Origin of the sequence: Mycobacterium stomatepiae, from assembly GCF_010731715.1 — a bacterium.
Taxonomy (GTDB): Bacteria; Actinomycetota; Actinomycetes; order Mycobacteriales; family Mycobacteriaceae; genus Mycobacterium; species Mycobacterium stomatepiae.
This window is the reverse complement of the sequence record NZ_AP022587.1, coordinates 1562577-1586213: the sequence shown is the minus strand read 5'-3', so window position 1 is coordinate 1586213 and position 23637 is coordinate 1562577. Positions and strand designations below refer to the sequence as shown.

At 67.3% G+C, this 23637-nt stretch carries 27 protein-coding genes; 12 read left to right on the top strand and 15 right to left on the bottom strand.

What is annotated here, in order from left to right:
- Positions 1-57 precede the first annotated feature (57 nt).
- Positions 58-243: a DUF7455 domain-containing protein gene (locus G6N54_RS07555; protein WP_163789401.1), complete on the bottom strand. Its 186-nt coding sequence runs from the start codon at positions 241-243 to the stop codon at positions 58-60.
- A gap of 135 nt (positions 244-378) precedes the next feature.
- Here G6N54_RS07555 and G6N54_RS07550 point away from each other — a divergent pair, with 135 nt between their 5' ends.
- Positions 379-774 (top strand): DUF952 domain-containing protein, encoded by a 396-nt coding sequence (locus tag G6N54_RS07550; RefSeq protein ID WP_163789399.1) that lies wholly within the window; start codon positions 379-381, stop codon positions 772-774.
- On the opposite strand, the gene G6N54_RS07545 is transcribed toward G6N54_RS07550, so the two are convergent.
- The 3 genes from G6N54_RS07545 to ppgK form a co-directional block, all read right to left on the bottom strand.
- On the bottom strand, positions 762-1136 hold the full coding sequence (locus G6N54_RS07545) for a RidA family protein (protein ID WP_163789398.1): 375 nt from the start codon (positions 1134-1136) through the stop codon (positions 762-764). The two genes, G6N54_RS07550 and G6N54_RS07545, sit on opposite strands and share 13 nt — an antisense overlap.
- Positions 1137-1260: 124 nt before the next feature.
- Positions 1261-2772, bottom strand: a complete 1512-nt coding sequence (locus G6N54_RS07540; protein WP_163789396.1) for an RNA polymerase sigma factor — start codon at positions 2770-2772, stop codon at positions 1261-1263.
- Positions 2773-2950: 178 nt separating this feature from the next.
- Positions 2951-3760 carry a polyphosphate--glucose phosphotransferase gene (ppgK, locus tag G6N54_RS07535; protein WP_163789394.1) on the bottom strand — a complete coding sequence of 270 codons (810 nt, stop codon included), beginning with the start codon at positions 3758-3760 and terminating at the stop codon, positions 2951-2953.
- 126 nt (positions 3761-3886) lie between these two features.
- Between ppgK and G6N54_RS07530 the strand changes: the two genes are divergently transcribed.
- A complete protein-coding gene (locus tag G6N54_RS07530; protein ID WP_163789392.1) occupies positions 3887-4762 on the top strand; it encodes an inositol monophosphatase family protein in 876 nt (291 codons plus the stop codon).
- 1 nt (position 4763) lies between these two features.
- Here the strand turns inward: G6N54_RS07530 and cei are convergent, their stop codons facing one another.
- The gene (gene cei, locus G6N54_RS07525; RefSeq protein ID WP_163789390.1) at positions 4764-5417 is read right to left on the bottom strand and encodes an envelope integrity protein Cei; all 654 of its coding nucleotides are present in this window, start codon (positions 5415-5417) and stop codon (positions 4764-4766) included.
- 182 nt (positions 5418-5599) lie between these two features.
- Here cei and G6N54_RS07520 point away from each other — a divergent pair, with 182 nt between their 5' ends.
- Positions 5600-5902 carry a DUF4193 domain-containing protein gene (locus G6N54_RS07520; RefSeq protein WP_036468275.1) on the top strand — a complete coding sequence of 101 codons (303 nt, stop codon included), beginning with the start codon at positions 5600-5602 and terminating at the stop codon, positions 5900-5902.
- Between the two features lies 1 nt (position 5903).
- Here G6N54_RS07520 and G6N54_RS07515 read toward each other — a convergent pair whose 3' ends face one another.
- On the bottom strand, positions 5904-6383 hold the full coding sequence (locus tag G6N54_RS07515) for a DUF3093 domain-containing protein (protein ID WP_163789388.1): 480 nt from the start codon (positions 6381-6383) through the stop codon (positions 5904-5906).
- Between the two features lie 48 nt (positions 6384-6431).
- Here G6N54_RS07515 and dut point away from each other — a divergent pair, with 48 nt between their 5' ends.
- Both dut and G6N54_RS07505 read left to right on the top strand, forming a co-directional pair.
- On the top strand, positions 6432-6884 hold the full coding sequence (gene dut / locus G6N54_RS07510) for a dUTP diphosphatase (protein WP_163789386.1): 453 nt from the start codon (positions 6432-6434) through the stop codon (positions 6882-6884).
- Positions 6885-6958: 74 nt separating this feature from the next.
- Entirely contained in the window at positions 6959-7705 is a 747-nt protein-coding gene (locus G6N54_RS07505) for a DUF3710 domain-containing protein (protein WP_163789384.1), read from the top strand.
- An 11-nt stretch (positions 7706-7716) separates the two neighbouring features.
- Here the strand turns inward: G6N54_RS07505 and G6N54_RS07500 are convergent, their stop codons facing one another.
- A complete protein-coding gene (locus G6N54_RS07500; protein ID WP_163789382.1) occupies positions 7717-8415 on the bottom strand; it encodes an alpha/beta hydrolase in 699 nt (232 codons plus the stop codon).
- Positions 8416-8551: 136 nt separating this feature from the next.
- Between G6N54_RS07500 and G6N54_RS07495 the strand changes: the two genes are divergently transcribed.
- Positions 8552-8920: an OB-fold nucleic acid binding domain-containing protein gene (locus G6N54_RS07495; RefSeq protein WP_163789380.1), complete on the top strand. Its 369-nt coding sequence runs from the start codon at positions 8552-8554 to the stop codon at positions 8918-8920.
- 62 nt (positions 8921-8982) lie between these two features.
- Positions 8983-9591, top strand: a complete 609-nt coding sequence (locus G6N54_RS07490) for a DUF3159 domain-containing protein (RefSeq protein ID WP_163789378.1) — start codon at positions 8983-8985, stop codon at positions 9589-9591.
- Here G6N54_RS07490 and G6N54_RS07485 read toward each other — a convergent pair.
- Entirely contained in the window at positions 9588-10265 is a 678-nt protein-coding gene (locus G6N54_RS07485; protein ID WP_163789376.1) for a potassium channel family protein, read from the bottom strand. The two genes, G6N54_RS07490 and G6N54_RS07485, sit on opposite strands and share 4 nt — an antisense overlap.
- Before the next feature lie 37 nt (positions 10266-10302).
- Positions 10303-10986 (bottom strand): potassium channel family protein, encoded by a 684-nt coding sequence (locus tag G6N54_RS07480; RefSeq protein WP_163789374.1) that lies wholly within the window; start codon positions 10984-10986, stop codon positions 10303-10305.
- A gap of 133 nt (positions 10987-11119) precedes the next feature.
- Here G6N54_RS07480 and G6N54_RS07475 point away from each other — a divergent pair, with 133 nt between their 5' ends.
- From G6N54_RS07475 to G6N54_RS07455, 5 genes are all read left to right on the top strand, one after another.
- Complete coding sequence (locus G6N54_RS07475) at positions 11120-13114, top strand: APC family permease (protein ID WP_163789372.1); 1995 nt, start codon at positions 11120-11122, stop codon at positions 13112-13114.
- A gap of 29 nt (positions 13115-13143) precedes the next feature.
- Positions 13144-14346: a class I SAM-dependent RNA methyltransferase gene (locus G6N54_RS07470; RefSeq protein WP_163794577.1), complete on the top strand. Its 1203-nt coding sequence runs from the start codon at positions 13144-13146 to the stop codon at positions 14344-14346.
- Positions 14347-14624: 278 nt separating this feature from the next.
- Complete coding sequence (locus tag G6N54_RS07465; protein WP_232073501.1) at positions 14625-16088, top strand: cation:proton antiporter domain-containing protein; 1464 nt, start codon at positions 14625-14627, stop codon at positions 16086-16088.
- A gap of 37 nt (positions 16089-16125) precedes the next feature.
- A complete protein-coding gene (dxs, locus tag G6N54_RS07460) occupies positions 16126-18039 on the top strand; it encodes a 1-deoxy-D-xylulose-5-phosphate synthase (protein ID WP_163789370.1) in 1914 nt (637 codons plus the stop codon).
- A 117-nt stretch (positions 18040-18156) separates the two neighbouring features.
- The gene (locus G6N54_RS07455) at positions 18157-18504 is read left to right on the top strand and encodes a YbaB/EbfC family nucleoid-associated protein (RefSeq protein WP_163789369.1); all 348 of its coding nucleotides are present in this window, start codon (positions 18157-18159) and stop codon (positions 18502-18504) included.
- Between the two features lie 6 nt (positions 18505-18510).
- On the opposite strand, the gene G6N54_RS07450 is transcribed toward G6N54_RS07455, so the two are convergent.
- From G6N54_RS07450 to G6N54_RS07425, 6 genes are all read right to left on the bottom strand, one after another.
- On the bottom strand, positions 18511-18981 hold the full coding sequence (locus G6N54_RS07450) for a YbaB/EbfC family DNA-binding protein (RefSeq protein ID WP_163789367.1): 471 nt from the start codon (positions 18979-18981) through the stop codon (positions 18511-18513).
- 45 nt (positions 18982-19026) lie between these two features.
- Positions 19027-19344 (bottom strand): ESX-1 secretion-associated protein, encoded by a 318-nt coding sequence (locus G6N54_RS07445; protein ID WP_163789365.1) that lies wholly within the window; start codon positions 19342-19344, stop codon positions 19027-19029.
- A gap of 16 nt (positions 19345-19360) precedes the next feature.
- Positions 19361-20569, bottom strand: a complete 1209-nt coding sequence (locus G6N54_RS07440; protein ID WP_163789363.1) for an EspA/EspE family type VII secretion system effector — start codon at positions 20567-20569, stop codon at positions 19361-19363.
- A 185-nt stretch (positions 20570-20754) separates the two neighbouring features.
- A complete protein-coding gene (locus G6N54_RS07435) occupies positions 20755-22032 on the bottom strand; it encodes an HRDC domain-containing protein (protein ID WP_163789362.1) in 1278 nt (425 codons plus the stop codon).
- Between the two features lies 1 nt (position 22033).
- Entirely contained in the window at positions 22034-22669 is a 636-nt protein-coding gene (locus tag G6N54_RS07430; protein ID WP_163789360.1) for a DUF3000 domain-containing protein, read from the bottom strand.
- A 131-nt stretch (positions 22670-22800) separates the two neighbouring features.
- Positions 22801-23607, bottom strand: a complete 807-nt coding sequence (locus tag G6N54_RS07425) for an enoyl-CoA hydratase/isomerase family protein (protein ID WP_163794575.1) — start codon at positions 23605-23607, stop codon at positions 22801-22803.
- Positions 23608-23637 lie beyond the last annotated feature (30 nt).

The following is a 23637-nucleotide window of genomic DNA, read 5'->3' as shown; positions in this document are numbered from 1 at the left end:
GCATTACCGATGAATCCGCCCACACCTCACATTGTGTACGGGCGAGTTTCGGTGGACCTAGCTTCCGCTGACCTCCAGCACGGCGGCGAGCTCAACGAGCTTTGCCTCGTGCTCGTTCGCGTGATGTTGGCAGAAGAGAAGTTCGGCTCCAGAAGGCAGCTTGGCGCGTACGCGAGCGGCGGCACCGCAGCGGTCGCAGCGGTCAGCTCGAGTCAGCTCGCGTGTTGTCAGAGTTGCATTCATTGGCTTCTCCGTTCTCTTTGATCCACTTTCTCAGACGTTCGGCGTTTTGGCGTTGTTCCCCGATCGTTATCGGGTGTGTCGTTTCTCACGGGCTGTAAACGTTTGGTTTCGTAGGGTTTTCTAGAGTTAACGGCTGTGACAAACGCTGCCGACCTGCTAGTACACCTGTGCGGAACCGACGAGTGGTCCGACGCTGCGCATCGCGGTGAAATCCGTCCCGACGCCGCCGCGGGCGCCGCCTTCATCCATCTGTCGGCGCCCGAACAGGTGCATCTGCCGGCCAACCGACTCTTCCGCGGCCGTCGGGATTTGGTGCTGCTGTACATCGACCCGGCTTTGCTGGACTCGCCCGTGCGGTGGGAGCCGGGTGTGCCGACGGATCCGGAGGCGATGCTGTTTCCGCATCTGTACGGACCGCTGCCGGTCGCTGCTGTGAAACGGGTCACGCCGTATTCGCCGGGGCCCTCGGGAACCTTTCCGCCTCTCGCGGGTCCTCAAGAGGGTGCGGGGGACCCTTCTCACGACACGTAGGCGTCGGCTTCGATCTCCACCAGCAGCTCGGGAGCGATGAGCGCCGAGACTTCGACCATGGTCGCCGCCGGACGTATCTCTCCGAAGACCCGGGCATGCACCCGCGCGACCTCGCGCCATCGGGAAATGTCGGTGACGTAAATGCGGGTGCGGACCACGTCGTTCAGCGATGCCCCCGCCTCGGCCAGGGCAATCTCGATGCGGCGCAAGGCGTCCCGGGCTTGCGCGGCGATGTCATCCTCGGGTCCGGTGCCGGTAGTACCGGCCACCGCCACATGCGGGCCTACTCGCACCGCGCGCGAATAGCCGACCATGGATTCGAAGTCGGATCCTGACGAGACGAGCGTGCGGGTGGTGGACATGGGCGTCACATTACGGCGACGCCGACGGCCGGCGCAGCTCAATTTCCGCGTGCCCAAGCGGATTCCGTCGCATTGCGGCGCGTTCGAGACGAGTTGCCTTGTACGGCAAGCAGTCTGGGGTGCCCTAGTCCAGGTAGTCGCGCAGCACCTGAGAGCGGCTGGGATGGCGCAGCTTGCTCATCGTCTTCGACTCGATCTGACGGATGCGCTCACGGGTCACGCCGTAGACCTGGCCGATCTCGTCGAGGGTGCGAGGCTGGCCGTCGGTGAGACCGAAGCGCAGCCGTACTACGCCGGCTTCGCGCTCCGAGAGCGTCTCGAGCACCGACTGCAGCTGGTCTTGCAGCAATGTGAACGACACCGCGTCGACGGCCACGACCGCTTCGCTGTCCTCGATGAAGTCACCGAGCTGGCTGTCGCCCTCGTCGCCGATGGTCTGGTCCAGCGAGATGGGCTCACGCGCGTACTGCTGGATCTCCAGCACCTTCTCCGGCGTGATGTCCATTTCCTTGGCCAGCTCTTCGGGCGTGGGCTCGCGGCCCAGATCCTGTAGCAGCTCGCGCTGAATGCGGCCCAGCTTGTTGATCACCTCGACCATGTGCACCGGGATGCGGATGGTGCGGGCCTGGTCGGCCATCGCGCGGGTGATCGCCTGGCGAATCCACCACGTCGCGTACGTGGAGAACTTGTATCCCTTGGTGTAGTCGAACTTCTCGACCGCGCGGATCAGGCCCAGGTTGCCTTCCTGGATGAGGTCCAGGAACGCCATGCCGCGGCCCGTGTAGCGCTTGGCCAGCGAGACCACCAGTCGCAGGTTGGCCTCCAGCAGATGGTTTTTGGCGCGGTCGCCGTCGCGGCAGATCCACATCATGTCGCGGCGCTGGGCGGCGGGCAGCTTGTCGCCGCGCCCGACCAGTTCGGCCATCAGCTGGGTGGCGTACAGACCGGCCTCGATCCGCTTGGCGAGCTCGACCTCTTCCTCGGCGTTGAGCAGTGCCACCTTGCCGATCTGCTTGAGGTACGCACGAACCGAGTCCGCGGACGCGGTGAGCTCGGCGTCCTTGCGGGCCTGTCGCAGCGCCTCGGATTCGTCTTCGTCCCAGACGAAATCGCCGGAGGCTTTGTCCTTTTCGGATGGCTCGGCGATATCCTCGTCCTCGTCGGCCGGCTTCTTGGCCGCCGCCGGCTTCGCGTCGGTCGCGCCCTCTTCGGCGTCGTCGTCGTCCCCGTCGGCGGCTTCGGCGTCGCCCTCTTCGGTGTCGTCGGCGACGACCTCGTCTTCGAGGTCGTCGAGCACGAGGTCGGCTTCGATGTCGAGGTCTTCGCCCTCGAGATCGGGCTCGCCGTCGAGGTCCTCGGCTGCGGTCTCGTCGACGCCGTCCGGGTTCTCGTCGTCGCCGTCTTTGGGCGCGACCTTGGTGCCCCGGCCCGCCGGCGCCTTGCCCGCGGCGGCCTTGGCGGGGGTGCGGGTTTTCTTCTCGGCGTCGTCGTCGGCGGGCTTGGCGGCCGGCGATGCGGTCTTGGTCGCGCGTTTGGCCGGCGCGGTGCCGTTGGCCGCCGGCCGCTTGGCTGGGGTCTTCGTGGCGGTGCGCTTCACCGGTTCATCGGTTGCCGCGCTGGTCTTGGTCGCTGCCACTTACACCCCTTCGGTTGGACTCACTTTCGGTGGGTTTGGGCATGGTTAACCGAAAGTGTCTGCTATGTCGAATGTCGGCGTTGGTATGAGCGTGGAGGCTCGCACGCTTTCTGTCGGGCGGTTCGCCGTGGACCATTGTAACGACAGTGTGCGCTCGTACCGCCCTAGCGGGGAAAATTCAGTGCGTTACGTCGGCGGTCGACGCCATCGCTGCCCCGACAATTCCGGCGGTATTGAGCAATGCTGCCGGCACCACCGGGGTGCGGTTTTTGAGCAGCGGCACCCATTGATCGGCCTTTCGGCTGATGCCACCGCCGGCGATGATCAAGTCGGGCCAGATCGCGTTCTCGATCGCGATCAGCACCCGGGTCACCTCTTTGGTCCACCGTGGGTAGCTCCATTTGTTCTTGTCTTTGATCGACGACGCCGCTCGTTTCTCTGCCTCTTTGCCGCCGACTTCGAGATGGCCGAACTCGGTGTTGGGGATCAGCTTCCCGTTGTGGATCAAGGCGGAGCCGATGCCGGTTCCGAACGTCAGCAGCACGACCAGGCCCTCGTGCCCTTTGCCCGCCCCGTAACGTTCCTCGGCGAGTCCGGCCGCGTCGGCGTCGTTGAGCACCGTCACCTGCTGACCGTTCAGGTTGCCGCGGATCACGTCGCGCGCGTTGGTCCCGATCCAGGCTTTGTCCACGTTGGCGGCGGTCTGGACGATGCCATGGGTGACCACACCGGGATAGGTCACGCCGAGTGGACCGGTCCACCCGAATTCGTCGACGACCTTGGCGATGGTCTTGGCGACGGCCGACGGCGTGGCGGGTTGCGGGGTCAGTAGTTTGACCCGGTCGTCGATCAGCAGACCGGTGTCCAGGTCGACGATTCCGCCTTTGATTCCGCTGCCCCCGACGTCGATGCCGAAGCCGCGGCGCTGCGGCGTGCCGGCAGCTGCCCCGGAAGCGGGTGTGTCCGTGGCCGAGTCGGTGCTGGTCATCGACATCTCCTTGGCGAGATCTGGGCTGTGTCACACCTTAGCTGGCGACGATGCGATTGCGGTCGGGCAATCCGGTTGGGTGTCGCCGGTCTGCGCCGCGCCGGCCGACTGTGTTGCGATGGACCGGTGACGCGATCCGACGCCGAGCTCGCAGGGCTGCGCTCCGTAGCCGAAACGCTGGCCGCCGAAGCCGCCGAGTTCGTCAGGTCTCGCCGCGCCGAGGTGTTCGGCGCCCGGGCGGGCGGGACCGACAGCGACGCGGTGCGGTCAAAGAGCACGCCGACCGATCCGGTGACGGTGGTCGACACCGAGACCGAACGGCTACTGCGCGATCGATTGGCCGAATTACGGCCCGGTGACCCAATTCTCGGCGAAGAGGGCGGTGGACCGGACGAGCGCGAAGCGGTCTCCGACGATGCGATCACCTGGGTGCTCGATCCGATCGACGGCACAGTGAATTTCGTTTACGGGATCCCGGCCTACGCGGTGTCGGTCGGGGTACAGGTCGACGGCGTGTCGGTCGCCGGCGCGGTCGCCGATGTCGTCGGGGGCCGGGTCTATTCGGCGGCACAGGGTCTCGGCGCGCACGTCGTCGATGCGCACGGCACGCAGCCGTTGCGGTGCGCCGACGTCGGCGAATTGTCGATGGCGTTGTTGGGCACCGGATTTGGGTATTCGATTCCACGCCGCACCACCCAGGCGGCGCTGCTGGCGCGGCTGCTGCCGTTGGTGCGAGACGTGCGGCGGATCGGTTCCGCGGCGCTGGACCTGTGCATGGTCGCGGCCGGGCGGCTGGACGCCTACTACGAGCACGGGCTGCAGGTGTGGGATCGCGCGGCCGGCGAGTTGATCGCCGCCGAGGCCGGCGCGCGGGTGCTGGGGCCAGCCGTCGGCTCGCCCGGATCGGAGGCCGGACTGGTGGTGGCGGCCGCGCCCGGAATTGCCGACGCACTGTTGGCGGCACTCGAGCAATTCGGCGGGCTGGCGCCGATCGCCGACTGAGTCAGCAGCTGCTGGCGTGAATCTTCGACAGCAGCTGGGGATCTGACGCTCCGGTGGCACCGGGACGCAGGCTGGCGAGTACCGAGTCGATGTCGTCGTTGTGGGCCAGCGCGGTGAATTCCGTGCCGATCGCGAGGTCGACGGAGTCGTCGGCGCGGTTGTCGTTGAACAGCTCGCTGCACGGGGCGACCAGCCACACCGCGGCGGCGGTGGCCTGTCCGGCCGTCCCGAAGCGGATCTGGCTCTGGCAGTTCAGCCGGGCGCCGGCGTAGATCGGGTCGTTGGCCGCGGTCGGCTGCGCGAAGCCCAGATCCTTCATCGCTCCGGCGACGTCGGCGGCCTGGCCGCCGCGGCCGCTGGCGTTGAGAACGCGAACCTTGGTGTCGCTGAGTTTGGCGGGCGACACGTCGGCCATTGCAGTGCGTGACATTTGCTCGCCGAGTTGCGCCGGCGCCGACCCGCTCGTCGGCTGCGGGGGCGGGTTGCACACCTCGGCTTCGCGAACTTTCGCGGGTCGCGTCAGCGCCACCGTCCATGCGACGCCCGTCACCAACACCAGGAAGACCAGCACGACAATCGCCGGTCGGGGATTGCGTCGCCGAAACGGCCGACCGTGCTTGTCGAAGGCTGTACCCTCGGTGATTTGTGCGACCACAGCTGCACTCTAGCCGCACACTAAATCCACTGTTTAAAGCCAAATATGAGGGTCAATTCGGGTGTGTGAGGTAAATCACAGCCGAATACACCGGGTTCCGGGCACGAATCGTTTGGTGGATGCGTTCGACGCTGGTACAAAGCGTTGCTTGAGGTAACGCAGGCATGTGAGGGGATTGGACGATGCCTACCGACTATGACGCTCCACGGCGTACCGAAACGGATGACGTTTCGGAGGACTCGCTGGAGGAGCTGAAGGCTCGACGGAACGAGGCGGCATCGGCTGTCGTCGACGTGGACGAATCCGAGTCCGCCGAGAACTTTGAACTGCCTGGCGCCGACCTGTCTGGCGAGGAGCTATCGGTTCGGGTCATTCCGAAGCAAGCTGACGAGTTCACTTGCTCGAGCTGCTTTTTGGTTCAACACCGCAGCCGGCTCGCCAGCGAGAAGAACGGCGTGATGATCTGCACCGACTGCGCGGCGTAAGTCAGCTGCGCAATGCCGACAGCACCCGCTCGGGGCGACGGCAGCTCACCATCCAGTACGGCGTCGGGTCGTCTGGGTCATCGAGGACCAGCAAAATCATCGGCCCTACCCATGCGCGATGGAGCACATACGCCGCGGGGTCGAGCTGGCGTCCCAGTGCCGCCGACTTCGCCGTCGGCGCGATCTCCGCGGATCGGGCGATCACGGTGACCGGCAGGTGGGCTTCGGCCGCCCAGAGCTGCACCACACCGTCCGCGCCGGCGGTGACTCGGATCTCGATGCGGCCCAGCCACAGCAGCGCGCCGATGGCCACGATGAACAGCACGACGAACGGCAGCCAGTCGGGGAGTGCCTCGACTCCCAGGTTGACCTCGACAGCAATCAACGTCGCCAGCGCGAAGGCCGGTGGCCACCACCACCATGGGACCCACAATCGCTCGCGATATCGCACGCTGTGCGGCGCGACGCGCGTACTTGACACTCGGTCAAGGGTAGTCTGTGGCCCCGTGTCGGCCAGTCTGGCCTTGAAGTGAAAGTTGTTCGTCTCGACCCCGAGCTCCCACTGCCTAGCCGCGCGCACGAGGGCGACGCGGGGGTTGACCTATTCAGCGCAGAAGACGTCACGCTGAACCCCGGTCAGCGCGCCCTGGTCCGCACCGGCGTGGCGGTTGCCATCCCGTTCGGGATGGTCGGCTTGGTGCATCCCCGCTCGGGATTGGCTGCGCGGGTTGGACTTTCGATCGTCAACAGTCCGGGTACGATCGACGCGGGCTATCGCGGCGAGGTCAAGATCTCGCTGATCAACCTCGACCCGGCCGAGCCGATCGTGGTGCATCGCGGCGATCGCATCGCCCAGCTGCTGGTGCAACGGGTTGAGTTGGTCGAGCTGGTCGAGGTCGCCTCGTTCGACGAGGCGGGCCTGGCCGAAACATCCCGTGGCGATGGTGGTCACGGTTCCTCCGGCGGACATGCGAGTTTGTGAGCGCCGGTGACGATGCACAAGGAGGTCCGCGATGAGGTGGGGGTACCACCCGCTTGCGGGGGAGAACGGCGCTGATGGCTGCATTCGGTAAATCAGGCAAGGACGACAGCGGCGAGCCGGTCGTGGCCGCTGCCGACCCCGTCGACGACGAGTTCGAGGACGAGCTGGAGGGCCCGTTCGACATCGACGACTTCGACGACCCCTCGGTCGCGGAGCTGGCCCGGCTCGATCTGGGCTCGGTGCTCATCCCGATGCCGGAGGCCGGCCAGCTCCAGGTCGAGCTGACCGAGACCGGCGTCCCGAGCGCGGTGTGGGTCGTCACGCCCAACGGCCGGTTCACGATCGCCGCCTACGCCGCACCCAAGACGGCCGGCCTGTGGCGTGAGGTGGCCAGCGAGCTCGCCGAGTCGCTGCGCAAGGACTCGGCCGAAGTCAGCATCAAGGACGGTCCGTGGGGCCGCGAGGTGGTTGGCACCGCGTCGGGAGTGGTGCGGTTCATCGGGGTCGACGGCTACCGCTGGATGATCCGTTGCGTGGTCAACGGCCCGCACGAAACCATCGAGGCACTCGAGCATGAGGCGCGTGCGGCGTTGGCGGACACCGTGGTTCGCCGCGGCGATACCCCGCTGCCGGTGCGCACGCCGCTGGCCGTGAACCTCCCCGAGCCGATGGCCGAGCAGTTGCGTCAGGCCGCCGTGCAGCAGGCCGAGGCGCAGACCGCCGAGCAGGCCGCGGGGGAACAGCCGCCCAACGAGCCGGCCGCGCGCCGCAGCGTGGACGGCTCGGCGATGCAGCAACTGCGCACCACGACCGGCGGCTAGCCGGCAGGCGACTACGCGTCGGCCAGGGCGTCCAGGCAGGCCGCCCCGAGCGCGGCGCTGTCGGCGCCGATCTGATCGAGCGTCACCGTCCGCAGCGCCGCGCGTGGCGCGGCGGCCACCCAGTCGACGCCGGCCTGCAGCGGATGGATCGGATCGTCGACCGCCGCGGCAACGCCGAGGGGAACGGCGAGCGTGTTGAGTTCGTCACAGCTCGGCGCGACATAGGCGGCCGCTTCGTCCATCGCGTCGGGCAGCAGCGGCCACTGGGCACACCACGACCGGCTCAGCTCGTCGGCCAGCCAGGCCGGGCTGGAGGCGCGCATTTGTGCGGTCGTTGCGGCCAGGCCGTCGGCGCGCAGCGCCGACGCGGAATACCGCGCCGCGAGCGCCGCCGGCGCCGACCCCGGCGGCCCCGCCCAGGCGGGCAGGGCGGCCAGCACGGCCACCGTTTGGCCTGGATGCGCGAGTGCCCACGCCGCCGCCACCGCCGCGCCGATCGATATTCCGCCGACCGCGATCGGGCCTTCGCGCGCGGCGTCGTCCAAGGCGGACAGGTAGCCGTCGACCAAACCATCGGGCCGCGGCGCGGGGGTGATCAGCCGCGCGCCGGCGGTACGCATGGGCCCGGAAAACGCCCGTTTGACGTAGACGTCGTCGGATCCCGTTCCGGGCAACAGCACGGTCGTGATACCGCGCAGATCCACACCCACGCCCCGATACTGCCCGGCGCGACACGCGTTCCACAATCACAGTTTCATTCGGTTGGCGCCGGGGAACCAACAGGTCTACGGTGTGCGTTGGCATAGGTGAAAGCACCGCAGCTTTTCGGAATTGTCAGGAGTGGCCATGGGGGCTCAGGGTTATTTGCGCCGCCTTACCCGTCGGCTGACGGAGGACCCGGAGCAGCTCGATTCCGAGGAGTTGTCCGACGAGGTCGCCAGCACCGGCGCACAGCGCGCAATCGATTGCGAACGTGGCCAAGAGGTCACGATGGTGGGCACGCTGCGCAGCGTGGAATGTAACGGCAAGGGCTGCGCGGGGGGCGTGAAGGCCGAACTGTTCGACGGCAGCGACACCGTGACCCTGGTCTGGCTGGGCCAGCGCCGGATCCCCGGCATCGACTCGGGACGCACTTTGCGGGTGCGCGGCCGGATGGGCAAGCTGGAGAACGGAACAAAGGCCATCTACAACCCGCACTACGAAATTCAGCGTTGACTCTGCCCCGTAACACGTCCAATCGCATCAACCCAGAACGCCTGCTGAGCCAGCTAGGCGGGATGAGCGGTCTCGTCTACTCGTCGCTGCCCGTCGTCGTCTTCGTGGCGGCGTCCAGCCTGACGGGTCTGCCGGCCGCGATCGGGGCCGCGCTCGGGGTGGCCGCGCTGGTCTTGGTGTGGCGGCTGATTCGCCGCGACTCGACCCAGCCGGCGTTCTCCGGGTTCATCGGGGTGGCCGTCTGCGCGCTGATCGCCTACATCGTCGGAGCTTCCAAGGGTTACTTCCTGCTCGGCATCTGGGTGTCGCTGTTGTGGGCCGTGGTCTTCGCGGTGTCGGTCGTGATCCGACGGGCGCTGGTCGGCTACGCCTGGAGCTGGGCCACCGGGCGTGACCGCGGTTGGCGCAACGTGTCCCGGGCCGTCTACGCGTTCGACATCGCCACCCTGTGCTGGGTACTGGTCTTCGCGGCGCGGTTCGTGGTGCAGCGTCTGCTCTACGACGCCAATCAGACCGGCTGGCTGGCCGCGGCGCGCATCGGGATGGGCTGGCCGTTGACCGCGCTGGCCGCGCTGGTGACCTACGCTGCGATCAAGGCGGCGCAGCGCGCCATCGCGGGCGCCGGCGAGGCGTTCGAACCGGCGATCGACGCCGACACCGTCACCGACTAGCTGGCCGGCGGCGCGACCGCCGGCAGCAGCAGCTTGCGCAGATCCTCTTCGACCTCGGTGGTCGCGACGAACAGCAACTCGTCGCCGCCCTCCAGTGGCTCGTCGTCCTCCGGCACGATCACGCGCGGCCCGCGCAGGATGGTCACCAGCGAGGCATCGCGGGGCAGTTCGAGCCGGCGTACCGGCTTGCCGCCCCAGGGCGTGTCGTCGGGCAGCGTGATCTCGACCAGGTTGGCCTGACCCCGGCGGAATTCCATCAGGCGCACCAAATCGCCGACGGCGACGGCCTCTTCGATCAGCGACGCCAGCATCCGCGGCGTGGACACGGCCACGTCGACGCCCCAGGCGTCGGTGAACAGCCATTCGTTGCGGGGGTCGTTGACCCGGGCCACCACCCGGGGCACGGCGAACTCGGTCTTGGCCAGCAGGGACAGCACCACGTTGGCTTTGTCGTCGCCGGTCGCGGCGACCACCACGTCGAAATCCTCGAGGTGTACCGATTCCAGCAGGCTCAGTTCGCAGGCGTCGCCCAGACGCCAGTGCGCGGCCGGGATCGCGTCGACGTCGACGTGGTCGGGGTTGCGTTCGATCAGGGTGATGTCGTGGTTGTTCTCGATCAGCTCGCGAGCGACCGAGCGGCCGACCGCACCGGCCCCGGCGACGGCTACCTTCATGAGCGGTGCTCCTTAGTCGCGGTCGGGCGGCTCGGGCTCAATGCCCGGCCCCCGAATCGATGTCCTCACTGGGCGGCAGGGCGGCAATGGCCACCGCCTCGGCTGCGCGGCCGGAGATCGCGGCGATGTAGACCTGGTCGCCGGCCTGGATGACGGTCTTCGGTTCGGGCAGGATGCCGGTGCCGAACCGGATCAGAAAGGCCACGCGGGCGCCGGTGGCCTGCTCCAGCTCGGTGGCGCGTCGGCCCACCCAGTCGTCGTGCAGGACGACCTCGGCGACGGCGACCGTACCGGTGGGGTCACGCCACTTGGCGGTCTCGCTCTCCCGGGTCAGCGCGTTGAGCAGCCGATCGGTGGTCCACGGCACGGTGGCAATCGTCGGGATGCCGAGGCGTTCGTAGACCTCGGCGCGCTTGGCGTCGTAGATGCGGGCAACCACCCGGTTGACGCCGAACGTCTCGCGCGCCAACCGGGCCGAGATGATGTTGGAGTTGTCCCCGGACGACACTGCGGCGAAGGCGTCGGCGTCCTCGATGCGGGCCCGCAGCAGCACATCCCGGTCGAACCCCTGGCCCAGCACCCGGTCGCCGGCGAACTCGGGGCTCAGCCGGTTGAACGCGGAGCTGTCGCGGTCGATCACCGCGACGTCGTGGCCGATCCGGGACAGTCCGTCGGCCAACGACGAGCCCACCCGGCCGCAGCCCATTACAACCACCCGCACGTCAGGTCCTCTCGGCTGCTTCGGAGTATGTGTCGTTCCATCGGCGAACTGCGTGGCCAGCCGATTTCCGTCCGGAACATTCTCGCCCACTGAACGCTACCGGCTTGGCCTGTTGCGCTTACTCTTGGCTCTCGTGTCCAAACTTTCAACCGCAGCGCGCCGGTTGCTCATCGGGCGACCGCAACGCAGCGACCGGCTGAGCCACACTCTGCTGCCCAAACGCATCGCCTTGCCGGTGTTCGCCTCCGACGCTCTGTCCTCGGTGGCGTATGCGCCCGAGGAAGTTTTTTTGATGCTCTCGGTGGCCGGGGCGGCCGCCTATGCGCTGACGCCGTGGATCGGGCTCGCCGTGGCCGCGGTGATGTTGGTCGTGGTGGCCAGCTACCGGCAGAACGTGCATGCCTACCCGTCCGGCGGCGGCGACTACGAGGTGGTCACCACGAACCTGGGCGAGACCGCCGGCCTGGTTGTGGCCAGTGCGTTGATGGTGGATTACGTTCTTACCGTTGCTGTTTCGACCTCGTCGGCGATGGCGAACATCGGTTCCGCGGTCCCCGTCGTGGCACAGAACAAGGTGTGGTTCTGCGTGATCGCCATCGTGTTGGTGATGGCGCTGAACCTGCGTGGGATCCGAGAGTCCGGGGTGGCCTTCGCGATCCCGACGTATGCATTCATCGTCGGGATCGTCGTGATGATCGGGTGGGGGCTGATCCGGATTTTCGTGCTGGGCAATCCGTTGCGGGCCGAGTCCGCCGGTTTCCAGATGCATGCCGAGCACGGCCAGATTGTCGGTTTCGCGTTCGCGTTTCTGCTCGCCCGCTCGTTCTCGTCGGGTTGCGCGGCGCTGACCGGTGTCGAGGCGATCAGCAATGGCGTGCCGGCGTTTCAGAAACCCAAGTCGCGCAACGCCGCAACGACGCTGCTGATGCTGGGCGCCATCGCGGTGACGCTGTTGATGGGCATCATCGTGTTGGCCCAGCAGATCCACGTGCAGCTGGTCGACGACCCGGCCACTCAGCTCGGTGGTGCGCCGGCGAACTACTACCAGAAGACACTGGTGACGCAGCTGGCGGAGACGGTGTTCGGCAGCTTCCACATCGGGTTTCTGCTGATCGCCACGGTGACCGCGCTGATCTTGGTGCTGGCGGCCAACACCGCGTTCAACGGGTTCCCGGTGCTGGGCTCGGTGCTGGCGCAGCACAGCTATCTGCCGCGCCAGTTGCACACCCGCGGAGACCGTCTGGCGTTCTCCAACGGGATCGTCTTCCTGTCGGCGGCGGCTCTCGCGTTCGTCATCGCGTTCCGCGGTGAGGTGACCGCACTGATCCAGCTCTACATCGTCGGCGTATTCATATCGTTCACCCTGAGCCAAATCGGCATGGTTCGGCACTGGACTCGCCTGCTGCGCACCGAGACCGACCCGAGGGCGCGGGGCAAGATGAAGCGCTCGCGCGTGATCAACACCGTCGGTCTGCTGTCCACCGGCGCGGTGCTGCTGGTGGTGTTGGTCACCAAATTCTTTGCCGGGGCGTGGATCGCGATCGTCGCGATGGGCGCGCTGTTCGTAATCATGAAGATGATCCGCAAGCACTACGCCACCGTCTCCCGGGAATTGGAGGAGCAGGCCGCCGCCCAGCACGACGTGGTGCTGCCCAGCCGCAACCACGCCTTGGTGCTGGTGTCCAAGCTGCATCTGCCGACCCTGCGCGCGCTGGCCTATGCGCGCGCGACCCGCCCCGATGTGCTCGAGGCCGTGACGGTCAGCGTGGACGACGTGGAAACCCGTGCGCTGGTGCATGATTGGGAGGAGAGCGAGATCAGCGTGCCATTGAAGGTGATCGCCTCGCCCTATCGAGACATCACCCGCCCGGTACTCGATTACGTCAAGCGGGTCAGCAAGGACTCGCCGCGCACGGTGGTGACGGTATTCATCCCGGAGTACGTCGTCGGCCATTGGTGGGAGCAGGTGCTGCACAATCAGAGCGCACTTCGGCTCAAGGGCCGGCTGCTGTTCATGCCCAACGTAATGGTGACTTCGGTTCCCTGGCAACTGAGTTCGTCGGAGCGGCTCAAGACCCTGCAGCCGCATGCGGCTCCCGGTGACACCCGCCGCGGAATCTTCGACTAAAGGACAACGCAGTGAGTGCTGAGGCATCACTGTCAGCCGGGGAGCTGACGCTGGTCGCTGGCGCCCCCGCCAACGGCGGTAGCTGCGTGGCGCATCACGAAGGCCGGGTGGTGTTCGTGCGCTACGCGCTACCCGGCGAACGGGTACGGGTGCGCGTCACCGCGGACCGCGGATCTTATTGGCACGCAGAGGTTGTCGAAGTCCTCGAGGCGTCGGCGGATCGGACCGAGTCGCTGTGCCTGATCGCGGGGGTCGACGGCGCCGGGTGCTGCGATCTGGCATTCGCCGCCCCGGAGGCGGTTCGCACGCTCAAGGCCCAAGTCGTGGCCAATCAGCTGGAGCGCCTCGGCGGGCATCACTGGAGGGGTGAGGCGGAACCGCTTTCGGACTCCGGCGCCACCGGCTGGCGCACCCGGGTGCGCCTCGCGGTGGGCGCCGACGCCCGCCCCGGGTTTCACCGCTATCACAGTGACGAGCTGGTGACCGACCTGCGGTGCGCGCAGTTGCCGCCGGGCATGCTCGACGGGGTCGCCCAGGCCTGTTCGGCGGCCGACCTGTCGCCTGCCGCACAGCTGCACATCGCCCTCGACGACGACGGACGCCGGCATGTGGTGCGCACCCTGCGCCGGGGCGGGCGCACGACGACCAATGTGGTGCAGGGCAATTACGAGGCAATCCAGCGCGTCGCGCCGCGCAGCTGGGAGGTGCCGGTGACCGCGTTCTGGCAGGCGCACCGGGATGCGGCGCGGGTCTACAGCGGCCTGGTCGCCGAATGGGCACAACCCGGCACCGGCATGAGGGTGTGGGATCTCTACGGCGGCGTGGGAGTTTTCGCGGCCGCCCTCGGCGAACCGGTGGGGGAGTCCGGACGGGTCCTGACCGTCGACACCTCCCGCGCATCGACGCGCGCCCCGCGGGCCGCACTGGCTGACCTGCCGCAGGTGGATATCGTCTGCGATTCGGTGCGCCGTGCGGTGGCGACGCAAAAAGCCGGCGCCGACGTCGCGGTGCTGGATCCGCCGCGGTCGGGTGCCGGGCGTGACGTGATCGGTCTGCTGGCCGTGGCCGGTGTTCCTCGGATCGTGCACATCGGTTGTGAGGCAGCGGCTTTCGCGCGCGATATCGGTCTGTACCTCGGTCATGACTATGCCGTCGAGAAGATCAAGGTTTTTGACGCCTTCCCGCTGACTCATCACACCGAATGCGTGGCGCTGCTGACCCGAAAGGTTTAGTACGCCGGCGGTCCAAACGCCCAGCGAGACTGCGCTCAGAGTGCCAGTGACACGATTACACACGCCCGTGAGCGCAGGCTCGGCGCCATCAACGCAGGCTCGAAAAGCGCACTCCTGCGCGGCAACACAACGGGGTGGAGTGCTCTGGTCAATGACGCTCCGGCAGATCTGATCCGCTAGACTCCCTCACGGTGTGCCGGGAAGTCTGGTCGGCGATGTCTTGAAAGAACACTGTCAACCGATCGAAAGGCATTCATGCTCGCCGGTGGATCGTCGTCGTGAACGAGACCATCCGCTACGCACTGATCGTCTTGTTCTGCAGCGCCGTCGGTTTGGTCGCGGTAATGGCGAACCGCCTGACCGAGCGGGTCAAAATCCCGGTCCCCCTGCTGGTGCTGGTCGGTGCCGCCGTGGTGGTGCACGCCGTGCCCGCGGTGCAGGCACCGGCCGAGTCGACCGTCGAGCGGGTGATCACCATCGCGCTGGTATTGGTGCTTTTCGACGGCGGCATGCACATCGGGCCGGCGCGGTTTCGCGCGGCGGTCCTCCCGATCCTGTCGGTCGGCGTCGTCGGCACCGCCCTCACCGCGGTCGGCGGGGCACTGATGCTGCACTACGCATGCGGAATCAGTTGGTTCCCTGCGGTTCTGGTCGCCACCGCGGTGGCTCCCACCGATCCGGCCGTCGTTTTCTCGGTCCTGGGCAAGCGACAGATCGCCGGCCGCAGCAGCACCATCCTGGAGGGCGAGTCCGGCGCCAACGATCCGGTCGGCATCTCGCTGATGGGCAGCCTGATCGCCGCAGGCGGCCTCAGCGCGGCTGGCTTCGCCAGTGTGGGAACCGAATTCGTGCTGCAAATGGTGATCGGCCTGGCCGTCGCGCTCCTCGGCGGCCGCGCGCTGCTCGTGTTCATGCGGCGGGTGGCGCTGCCCAGCGAAGGCCTCTACCCGCTGCGGACGCTGGCGTCCAGCCTGATGCTGTACGGTATCGCCACGCTGGCGCACGGCTCGGGATTTCTGGCCGTGTTCGTGGCCGGCATCGTGATCGGCGACGCCCGCGCGCCGTACAAGCCGGAGATCAAGCGATTCCACGCCGCCCTGGCCGGTTTGGCCGAAATCGTCGCATTCGCCGTATTGGGATTGACCGTCGACCTCAACGTGGTTGCCCATGCCGACGTGTGGATTCCCGGGCTCATCCTAGGCGTGGCCCTGACCGTGGTGATTCGGCCGATCGCAGTGGGCGCCTGCCTGGTTCCGGTCCGGCTGCAGCGAAACGAACGCGTCTTCATCCTCGTCGCCGGGCTCAAGGGTGCGGTGCCGATTCTGTTGGGGGAGTTCCTGCGGGCCGCGCACGTCGCCGACGCCGAACGTCTGTACGGCATCGTGGTGGTGGTTGTCGTGTTCTCGGTTCTGGTGCAAGGCAGCTCGGTGCCCGGCATCGCACAACTGCTGCGTCTGCCCTTGCGCACCGTCGAGACGCAGCCGTGGCAGATCGGGGTTCGGCTCCAGGACGAACCAGAGGGCGTCCACCGCCTGCACGTCGCCGCGGGATCCGCGGCCGAGGGCTGCACGATCGAGGATCTTGGTGACCGTGCCGGAGATATCTGGGTGAGCATCGTCGTGCGCGCGACACGCCTGGTGCCGGTGCGGGGCGATACCGCATTCGAGGCCGGCGACGAGGTCGTCGTCCTGGCCGATCCCGAACTTCATGACACCCTCGCCGAGCTCTTCGGCCCTTCGTAGCGGGCTAGATCCGGCCTCGGCTGCGTAGACTGACGTGATGCTCGAACAGATCCGCGGCCCGGCTGATCTGCAATACCTGTCCCAACAGCAGCTGTGCGATCTGGCTCAGGAGATCCGCGAGTTCCTGATTCACAAGGTGGCTGCGACCGGGGGCCACCTGGGCCCGAACCTCGGCGTGGTCGAGCTGACGCTGGCGCTGCATCGGGTGTTCGACTCACCGCACGACCCGATCATCTTCGACACCGGCCACCAGGCCTACGTGCACAAGATGCTGACCGGGCGCGCCCAGGACTTCGAGACGCTGCGCAAAAAGGGCGGCCTGTCTGGGTATCCGTCGCGCGCCGAAAGCGAGCACGACTGGGTGGAGTCCAGCCACGCCAGTGCGGCGCTGTCCTACGCGGACGGCCTGGCCAAGGCGTTCGAGCTGACCGGGCACCGCAACCGGCACGTGGTGGCCGTCGTCGGCGACGGCGCGCTGACCGGCGGCATGTGCTGGGAGGCGCTGAACAACATCGCCGCCTCCAAACGGCCGGTCATCGTCGTCGTCAACGACAACGGCCGCAGCTACGCGCCCACGATCGGCGGCGTCGCCGACCACCTGGCCATGCTGCGGCTGCAGCCGGCCTACGAGCAGGTGCTGGAAAAGGGCCGTGACGTCGTGCGCGCGGTGCCGCTGATCGGCGAGATCTGCTATCACTTCATGCACAGCGTCAAGGCCGGCATCAAGGACTCGCTGGCCCCGCAGCTGTTGTTCACCGACCTCGGGCTGAAGTACGTCGGCCCGGTCGACGGTCACGACGAACGGGCCGTGGAGGCCGCGCTGCGCCGCGCCCGCGGCTTCGGCGGCCCGGTGATCGTGCACGTCGCCACCCGCAAGGGCATGGGCTACGCCCCGGCCGAGGCCGACGAGGCCGAACAGATGCACTCCACCGCGCCGATCAACCCGGCGACCGGGCAGGCCACCAAGATCCCGGGTCCGGGCTGGACGGCCACCTTCTCCGAGGCGCTGATCGGATACGCCGGAAAGCGCCGCGACATCGTGGCGATCACCGCCGCGATGCCCGGCCCCACCGGCCTGACGGCGTTCGGGCAACGGTTCCCGGACCGGCTGTTCGACGTCGGCATCGCCGAACAGCACGCGATGACGTCAGCGGCCGGGCTGGCGATGGGTGGGATGCACCCGGTGGTGGCCATCTACTCGACGTTCCTCAACCGGGCGTTCGACCAGATCATGATGGACGTGGCGCTGCACAAGCTGCCCGTCACCCTGGTGCTCGACCGCGCCGGGGTCACCGGGTCCGACGGCGCCAGCCACAACGGCATGTGGGATCTGTCGATGCTGAACATCGTGCCCGGCATGCGGGTCGCCGCGCCGCGAGATGCCACCCGGCTACGCCAAGAGCTCGGCGAGGCACTTGAGGTGAACGACGGCCCGACAGCGCTGCGGTTTCCGAAAGGAGATGTGGGCGAAGACATTCCGGCCCTGGAGCAACGGTCGGGAGTCGACGTGCTCGCGGTGCCCGCCGATGGCCTGAACCACGACGTGCTGCTGGTCGCCGTCGGCGCGTTCGCCTCGATGGCGCTGGCGGTGGCCAAGCGGCTGCACAACCAGGGGATCGGTGTGACGGTGATCGATCCGCGCTGGGTGTTGCCGGTCTCCGAGGGTGTTCTCGAGCTGGCGGTGCAGCACAAGCTGCTCGTCACTTGTGAGGACAATGGCGTCAACGGCGGTGTGGGGTCCGCGATTTCGGGCGCGCTGCGCCGCGCGGAGATCGACATCCCCTGCCGCGACGTCGGCCTGGACCAGGAGTTCTACGAACACGCCTCACGGGGTGAGGTACTGGCCGATCTCGGGCTGACAGACCAGGACGTGGCCCGCCGGATCACCGGTTGGGTTGCCGCGCTGGGCAGCAGCGAATCCGAAGCGGAGATTCGCGAGCACCTCGACTAGACGATTTCGTGCGCAGCACGGGCGGCCGAAGCATTACAATGGAAATCGTGGACTATGGCTACAATCGAAGCTTGTCCACGCGACAGCCAGACCAGCCCAACGTGAAGGACCTCGTCTATGAGCGCAGAACGCCACCCGCAAATGGCCGAGGCGATGGAATACGGGCAGCAACTGCAGTCGGTCCTCGAAGATGAGCTGTACCGCACCAACACCGAACTCTTCACGGCCACAGACGAATCCAAAACTGTCGAAGCAACGGTGAACGGGCGGCGTAACCTCACCGACCTGCGTATCGAGGATGGCCTGCTGCGGTTGGGTGCCGAAACGGTGCGAGAGCGCGTCAACGAGGCGCTGCGCAACGCGGTTGCCGCCGCGAACGCGGCCAACGAAGTCGGGCAGCAGCGGCTGGTCGAGTCGCTGGCCGGCATTGTCGGGTTGATGAAGCAAACGCTGGGCGTGGCCTGACCGACTTCAGACGTTCTTGTATCGGGTCGCGAATATCCGGGCCTGCGCCTCGGCCGCGCGTTGCGGCGACGCCAATTCCATTCCCTTCTCCAGCAGATCGTTCAGTGCATCGGGGTCGTCGGCCCCGAGCTCGCACATCTTCTCGAACAGGAATTCATGCTGGGCGGCTTGCCCCTTGGTCGTCGCCAGCTGCGCCATCACGAGTATCTCCTCGGCCAGCTCCGCTTCGGTCAGGCTGGTGGCATCCGCCGATAGATCCACCCGATCGATCGCGCCGTCCCCGAGGGCCGAAACCGACACCGTCCCAGGAGGATTGGTCACGGTAAACAATGGGACGTCGTCTTCGGATTCCTCCTGCGCGGGCGGCCGCGTCACCGCATCGATGGCCGCCAGCGCCGTTACCTCGGGTTCGTCAGCAGCGGAGAAATCCATCGCGGCGAAGAGGTTGTCTTCGTTCTCACGCGGTTGTTGGGGCATGGCGTCCTACTCTCGGAAGTCAAGCTTGCTGGGCAATGGGCCGGGTCAGCGGGGACGCAGCTGTCTGTCGAGGTTGTCGGCGGCCTGACGGTTTGTGGCCTCATACAGCTGGGCGGCCTCACGCAGCTTTGTGGCAAGGTCGCCGGCAACCTTGACCATGAGGTCAATCGCCTGCGCGCGGCGAGCCTCGACCTCGACCACCGCATCGTTACCGGGGCCGCAGGCCATACCATGGTTGACCCAGACGCTGACGCCGACTCCGTCGACCGCGGTGGCGGACCCCTTGAAGTTCTCCGCCGTCCGCTGGTGCGCGGGCGCCAGCACGTCGACGAGATATCTCGATGTGACGCTCAGATCCGTCATCGGATTCTCCTCGTACTCAGTTCGCCAGTGGCCGGCTTGGTCCCGACGCCTGCTCGGCCCCGGGCTCCGCGAGTTCGGCGGGGGTGCGCGCGACGGCCTCGGTGCCGGCGGCTGCGCCCTCGCTGCGGGTGGTTTCCCCGGGGGCAGCCTCCGCGGGTTCGGCCTGTTCGCGTGCTTTGCGCTGCCGAGCGGTCCCGGCCGACTGCGGCGCGACCCGGTTCGGCAGGGGCGAGGTTTGCCCCGGCGCTTCGGCTCGGGTGGGGTCCTCGGTCGGCTGGATCGACGCGGGCTGGTCGCTCGCCGGTTGGCCCGGCGCGCGGATCGGCCGGCTCGGGCGGGAAACGACCGTCGGTGTGGCCACGCCGGCTGACGCGGACGTGTCCGGCATGTCGACCGCGCCGGGCCCGGTGGAAAAACTGGAGACTGTGGAACCTTTCGCCGGCGCCGTGCCGGCAGTGGATGCGATGGGAGAAGCTGACAGGTAATTGGTCATTTCGGCGATAATTTTCTCGTATTCCTCGACGACCTTCTTTACCTTGGGTCTGATCTCGGTGCCCGAATAAAATTCAATATAGCCGATAGCGCTCACGGTCGCACCGATCGCGGCCAGGGTGACCACTTTCTGAAAGACCAACGACGAGGCCTCGCTGCCATACGTTTTGATCAAGAGTGCAACGAAGATGCATCCGGTGAGCCCGTCCTTTATTCCCGCGACGGCGCGGCGTATTTCGGTGAGCTGAGCGACTTCGGCGGCGAGGGCGTCCATCATGGCCGTATCTTGATTTTGCATCAGCACTACGCGATTCAACTGGGCCTGGTTGTCCTTGGCGTACTCCTCCGACGCGGCGCCCTGCCATCTGCTGTCCGGGATGGCCGACTCCAGGTCCCTTTTGGGCAGGTCGAGCTTCGAACGGCCGTTCTCGAATTCGACTCCTTGGGTGGCATCACCGAGACCGAGGCAGTATTCGAAGACCGTGACGGCGACGATGCCCCACTCGATAATCGGCACCTCTGCCGCCCAGGGATTGCTTCGCTCCTGAAGGCCACGCTCTATCTCAGCTTTTATTCTTCGCTCGGCGATGCCTTTGACGATGACTTTGGTGGTTTCCATCCCGAATGCGCCGGAGCCGATACCCGTGGCAATCCAATCTTTGGCGGCGATATTCCTGCCGATTCCGGCTAGACTCCCCACCAGGCCGCCAATTTCTGATGCTGCAACGGCCATTTCAAGAATCCTTCTCGGCGCTGGGAATCGTGTCTTATCGTGAGCCTAACAGCGATTCGACCAGGCCCAGCGCACCAATTTTTCCGGTCCGCACGAATTTCTACCGCAGTCAATATGGTTTCCACAGGTTCCTATCAGGCTGAGCGCCGCATGATCGCCAGTGCCCCGTAGCGCGCTCAGCTGTCCTAGGCCTTGGGCGGCGGCTGCAGCGCCGTCGCCAGCACGGGATCGACGAGCGCGCGCTGCCAGGCCCGTGCCTGGCCGGCGCACAAGAACTGTTCGACGGCCTCGACCGGGTCCGGCGCGTCGGCCCAGTCCCAGCACAGACGCCGCACCAGGTCGGGCGAGACCAGGTTCTCGGTCGGAATCTTCAGCCGCTCCGACAGTTCCGATAGCCCGGCCCGGGCCGCCTCCAGCCGCGCGGCCGCCTCCGGTTTGCGTCTGCTCCACCGCGCCGGCGGGGGCGGCCCGTTCGCGGGCTCGGCGTCTTCCGGTTGGTCCTGACTCTCGCGGGCGGCTTCCAGCGCGCTCAACCACGTTGCCGCGCTGCGGCGCTGGTTGCGCCCGCCGAACACCGGCAACGCGACCAGGTCTTCGACCGTCTTCGGATTGGCGATCGCGGCCTCGATGATGGCCGAATCCGGCAGGATGCGCCGCGGCGCGATGTCGCGGCGCTGGGCGATGTTGTCGCGGGTGGTCCACAGTTCGCGCACCGCGGCCAGACCGCGGCGGTCGCGTACCCGATGGATGCCCGACGTGCGCCGCCAGCGGTCCCGCCGCGGCGTGGCCTCCCGGCTGCCCGCACTGCGCAGATAATCGAATTCCTCTGCGGCCCAATCGGTTTTGCCTTGCTCGGCCAGCTCCGCGGAGATCGCCGCGCGCAGTTCGACCAGCAGTTCCACGTCGAGCGCCGCGTAGTTGAGCCACTCGGTGGGCAGCGGCCGCTTGGACCAGTCGGCCGCGCCGTGGCCCTTGACCAGACCTTGGCCCAGCAGCCGTTCGGTCATCGCCGCGAGGTTCACCCGCTCGAAGCCGGCCAGGCGCCCGGCGAGCTCGGTGTCATAGAGCGCGGGCGGGTGCATGCCGACCTCGGCCAGGCAGGGCAGATCCTGATCAGCCGCGTGCAGGATCCATTCATCGGTGCCAAGCACCTCGGCGACGGGCCGCAGCGCGGTCAGGGGATCGGCGCCGTGGCTGACCGGGTCGATGAGCACGGTGCCGGCTCCGGCCCGCCGGATCTGGATCAGGTAGGCCCGGTTGGAGTAGCGGAAACCCGACGCCCGCTCGGCGTCCACCGCGAACGGCCCATGCCCGCCGGCGAGGAATTGCGCGGCGTCCGCGATCTGGTGGACCGTCACCGACAGGTCGGGTATGCCCTCGGCCGGGTGCAGCAGCGGGGTGGACTCCGGCGCGCTGCTATCGGGCGCGGTGCCGTCGGGCCTGCGGTCCGCCGGTTCACCCATGTCAGGCGCGTGACCGCGAACTCAGGTCGGTGACCCCGGCGGGGGGCAGGCCCGCGGCGTGCTCCAGCACCTCGCAAAATGCCTCGACATGCCCGCCGACAGCGGGCGTGGTCGCCGTCCACGATGCCCGCAGCTCAAGCTGATGGGCGCGCGGCGGGCCGGAGATGTCGCCGTAGCGCACCGAGGTGGTGGCGGTGACCGTGCCGCCCAGCGCCGTGACCTGGTCGGTCCGCGTCTCCAGGGCGTCGACCAGCCAACTCCACGCCACTTCGGGCAGCAGGGGATCGACGGCCTCGCTGGAGTCGAGGTCGGCCTGGATGTAGGCGACCAGGCGGGTGGTGCCGTCCCACGCGTCGGCGCCGTCGGGGTCGTAAAGCAGGATCAGCCGGCCGAACGCGTCGCCCTCCGACCGCTCGGGGACGATCTCGAGGTCGGGGTGCTTCACCTCGGCTCCAAGCGCGTAGCTGAAGGGCGCGAGGCGCTGTGGCGGACGGATCGGGCCCAGCTCGATCTCCGGCCGGGCGCTGACGGCGTTCATGGCCGCCACCGCCTCGCGGAATGGGGCCGGTTCGACTGAGGTCACTGGCGCCACTCCTTCTCGTCGCTCCCGCTCCGCATCGTCGTATGCGCGGGTCACAGCGTCCGACGCTAGACCTATCGCGCGACACGCCGCGACAGGCGCGCCGGTTTCCAAACCCGTCGCGACCAAGCTGTTACCGGGTTGTGTCAAGACGTATTCATTCGCTGTTTAGCCTTCTCAAGCGGTGTTCAGCCGTTGAATCGGGCCGGTCGTTTCTCGCGGTGGGCCGCTAGCCCTTCCTGCACGTCGGGGCCGCTGAAACCCAAGAATTCCAGGCCCAGAGACGTCTCGAAGGCGGGCGCGAACATGCGATACCAGTAGTTGAGGCTGTGTTTGGTCCACCGGATCGCGTTCTGGGCACCCTGCGCCAGGTCGTTGGCGACCTGCGATGCCCGCGCCAGCACCTCGTCGTCGTCGACACAGAGCGAGACCAGGCCGATGCGCTCGGCTTCCTCGCCGAGCAGGGTGTCGCAGGTGAGCAGGTAGTACTTGGCCTTGGCCATGCCGACCAGCAGCGGCCAGCAGATCGCGGCGTGGTCGCCGGCCGCCACCCCGAGCTTGGTGTGCCCGTCGATGATCCTGGCGCTCCGTCCGGCCACCGAGATGTCGGAGAGCAACGCCACCACCAGGCCGGCGCCGACGGCGGGTCCCCGGATCGCCGAGACCAGCGGCTTGTCGAAGTTGACGATGTTGAGCACCAGGTCGCGGGCCTCACGCATGATGCGGATTCGGCCTTCGTAGTCGTTGATGGTCTCGTCGATCAGCTCGAAGCTGCCACCGGACGAAAACGCCTTGCCCTCACCACGGATCAGGACGGCGCGCACGTCCGGATCGCGATTGATGGCCGGCCAAACGTCGGCGAGGTCGCGGTGCAATTGTGGCCCGACCGAGTTCAGCCCGGGCGCATCGAGAACCACCGTGAGGACGCCTGCTAAACCGGTTTCGTCGCCGTGTTCGAAGCGCAGGCTGGGGAATTCGTCGTAGTTGACGGAGATCGGTGCGACTGACACCGGGTTGATGTTACG

Excerpts from the sequence above, each read along its gene's own strand:
- G6N54_RS07555 (WP_163789401.1), bottom strand. The coding sequence starts at position 243 with ATGAATGCAACTCTGACAACACGCGAGCTGACTCGAGCTGACCGCTGC.
- G6N54_RS07545 (WP_163789398.1), bottom strand. The coding sequence starts at position 1,136 with ATGTCCACCACCCGCACGCTCGTCTCGTCAGGATCCGACTTCGAATCC.
- ppgK (WP_163789394.1), bottom strand. The coding sequence starts at position 3,760 with ATGACCAGCACCGACTCGGCCACGGACACACCCGCTTCCGGGGCAGCT.
- G6N54_RS07520 (WP_036468275.1), top strand. The coding sequence starts at position 5,600 with ATGCCTACCGACTATGACGCTCCACGGCGTACCGAAACGGATGACGTT.
- G6N54_RS07505 (WP_163789384.1), top strand. The coding sequence starts at position 6,959 with ATGGCTGCATTCGGTAAATCAGGCAAGGACGACAGCGGCGAGCCGGTC.
- G6N54_RS07495 (WP_163789380.1), top strand. The coding sequence starts at position 8,552 with ATGGGGGCTCAGGGTTATTTGCGCCGCCTTACCCGTCGGCTGACGGAG.
- G6N54_RS07490 (WP_163789378.1), top strand. The coding sequence starts at position 8,983 with ATGAGCGGTCTCGTCTACTCGTCGCTGCCCGTCGTCGTCTTCGTGGCG.
- G6N54_RS07485 (WP_163789376.1), bottom strand. The coding sequence starts at position 10,265 with ATGAAGGTAGCCGTCGCCGGGGCCGGTGCGGTCGGCCGCTCGGTCGCT.
- dxs (WP_163789370.1), top strand. The coding sequence starts at position 16,126 with ATGCTCGAACAGATCCGCGGCCCGGCTGATCTGCAATACCTGTCCCAA.
- G6N54_RS07455 (WP_163789369.1), top strand. The coding sequence starts at position 18,157 with ATGAGCGCAGAACGCCACCCGCAAATGGCCGAGGCGATGGAATACGGG.
- G6N54_RS07450 (WP_163789367.1), bottom strand. The coding sequence starts at position 18,981 with ATGCCCCAACAACCGCGTGAGAACGAAGACAACCTCTTCGCCGCGATG.
- G6N54_RS07445 (WP_163789365.1), bottom strand. The coding sequence starts at position 19,344 with ATGACGGATCTGAGCGTCACATCGAGATATCTCGTCGACGTGCTGGCG.
- G6N54_RS07440 (WP_163789363.1), bottom strand. The coding sequence starts at position 20,569 with ATGGCCGTTGCAGCATCAGAAATTGGCGGCCTGGTGGGGAGTCTAGCC.
- G6N54_RS07435 (WP_163789362.1), bottom strand. The coding sequence starts at position 22,032 with ATGGGTGAACCGGCGGACCGCAGGCCCGACGGCACCGCGCCCGATAGC.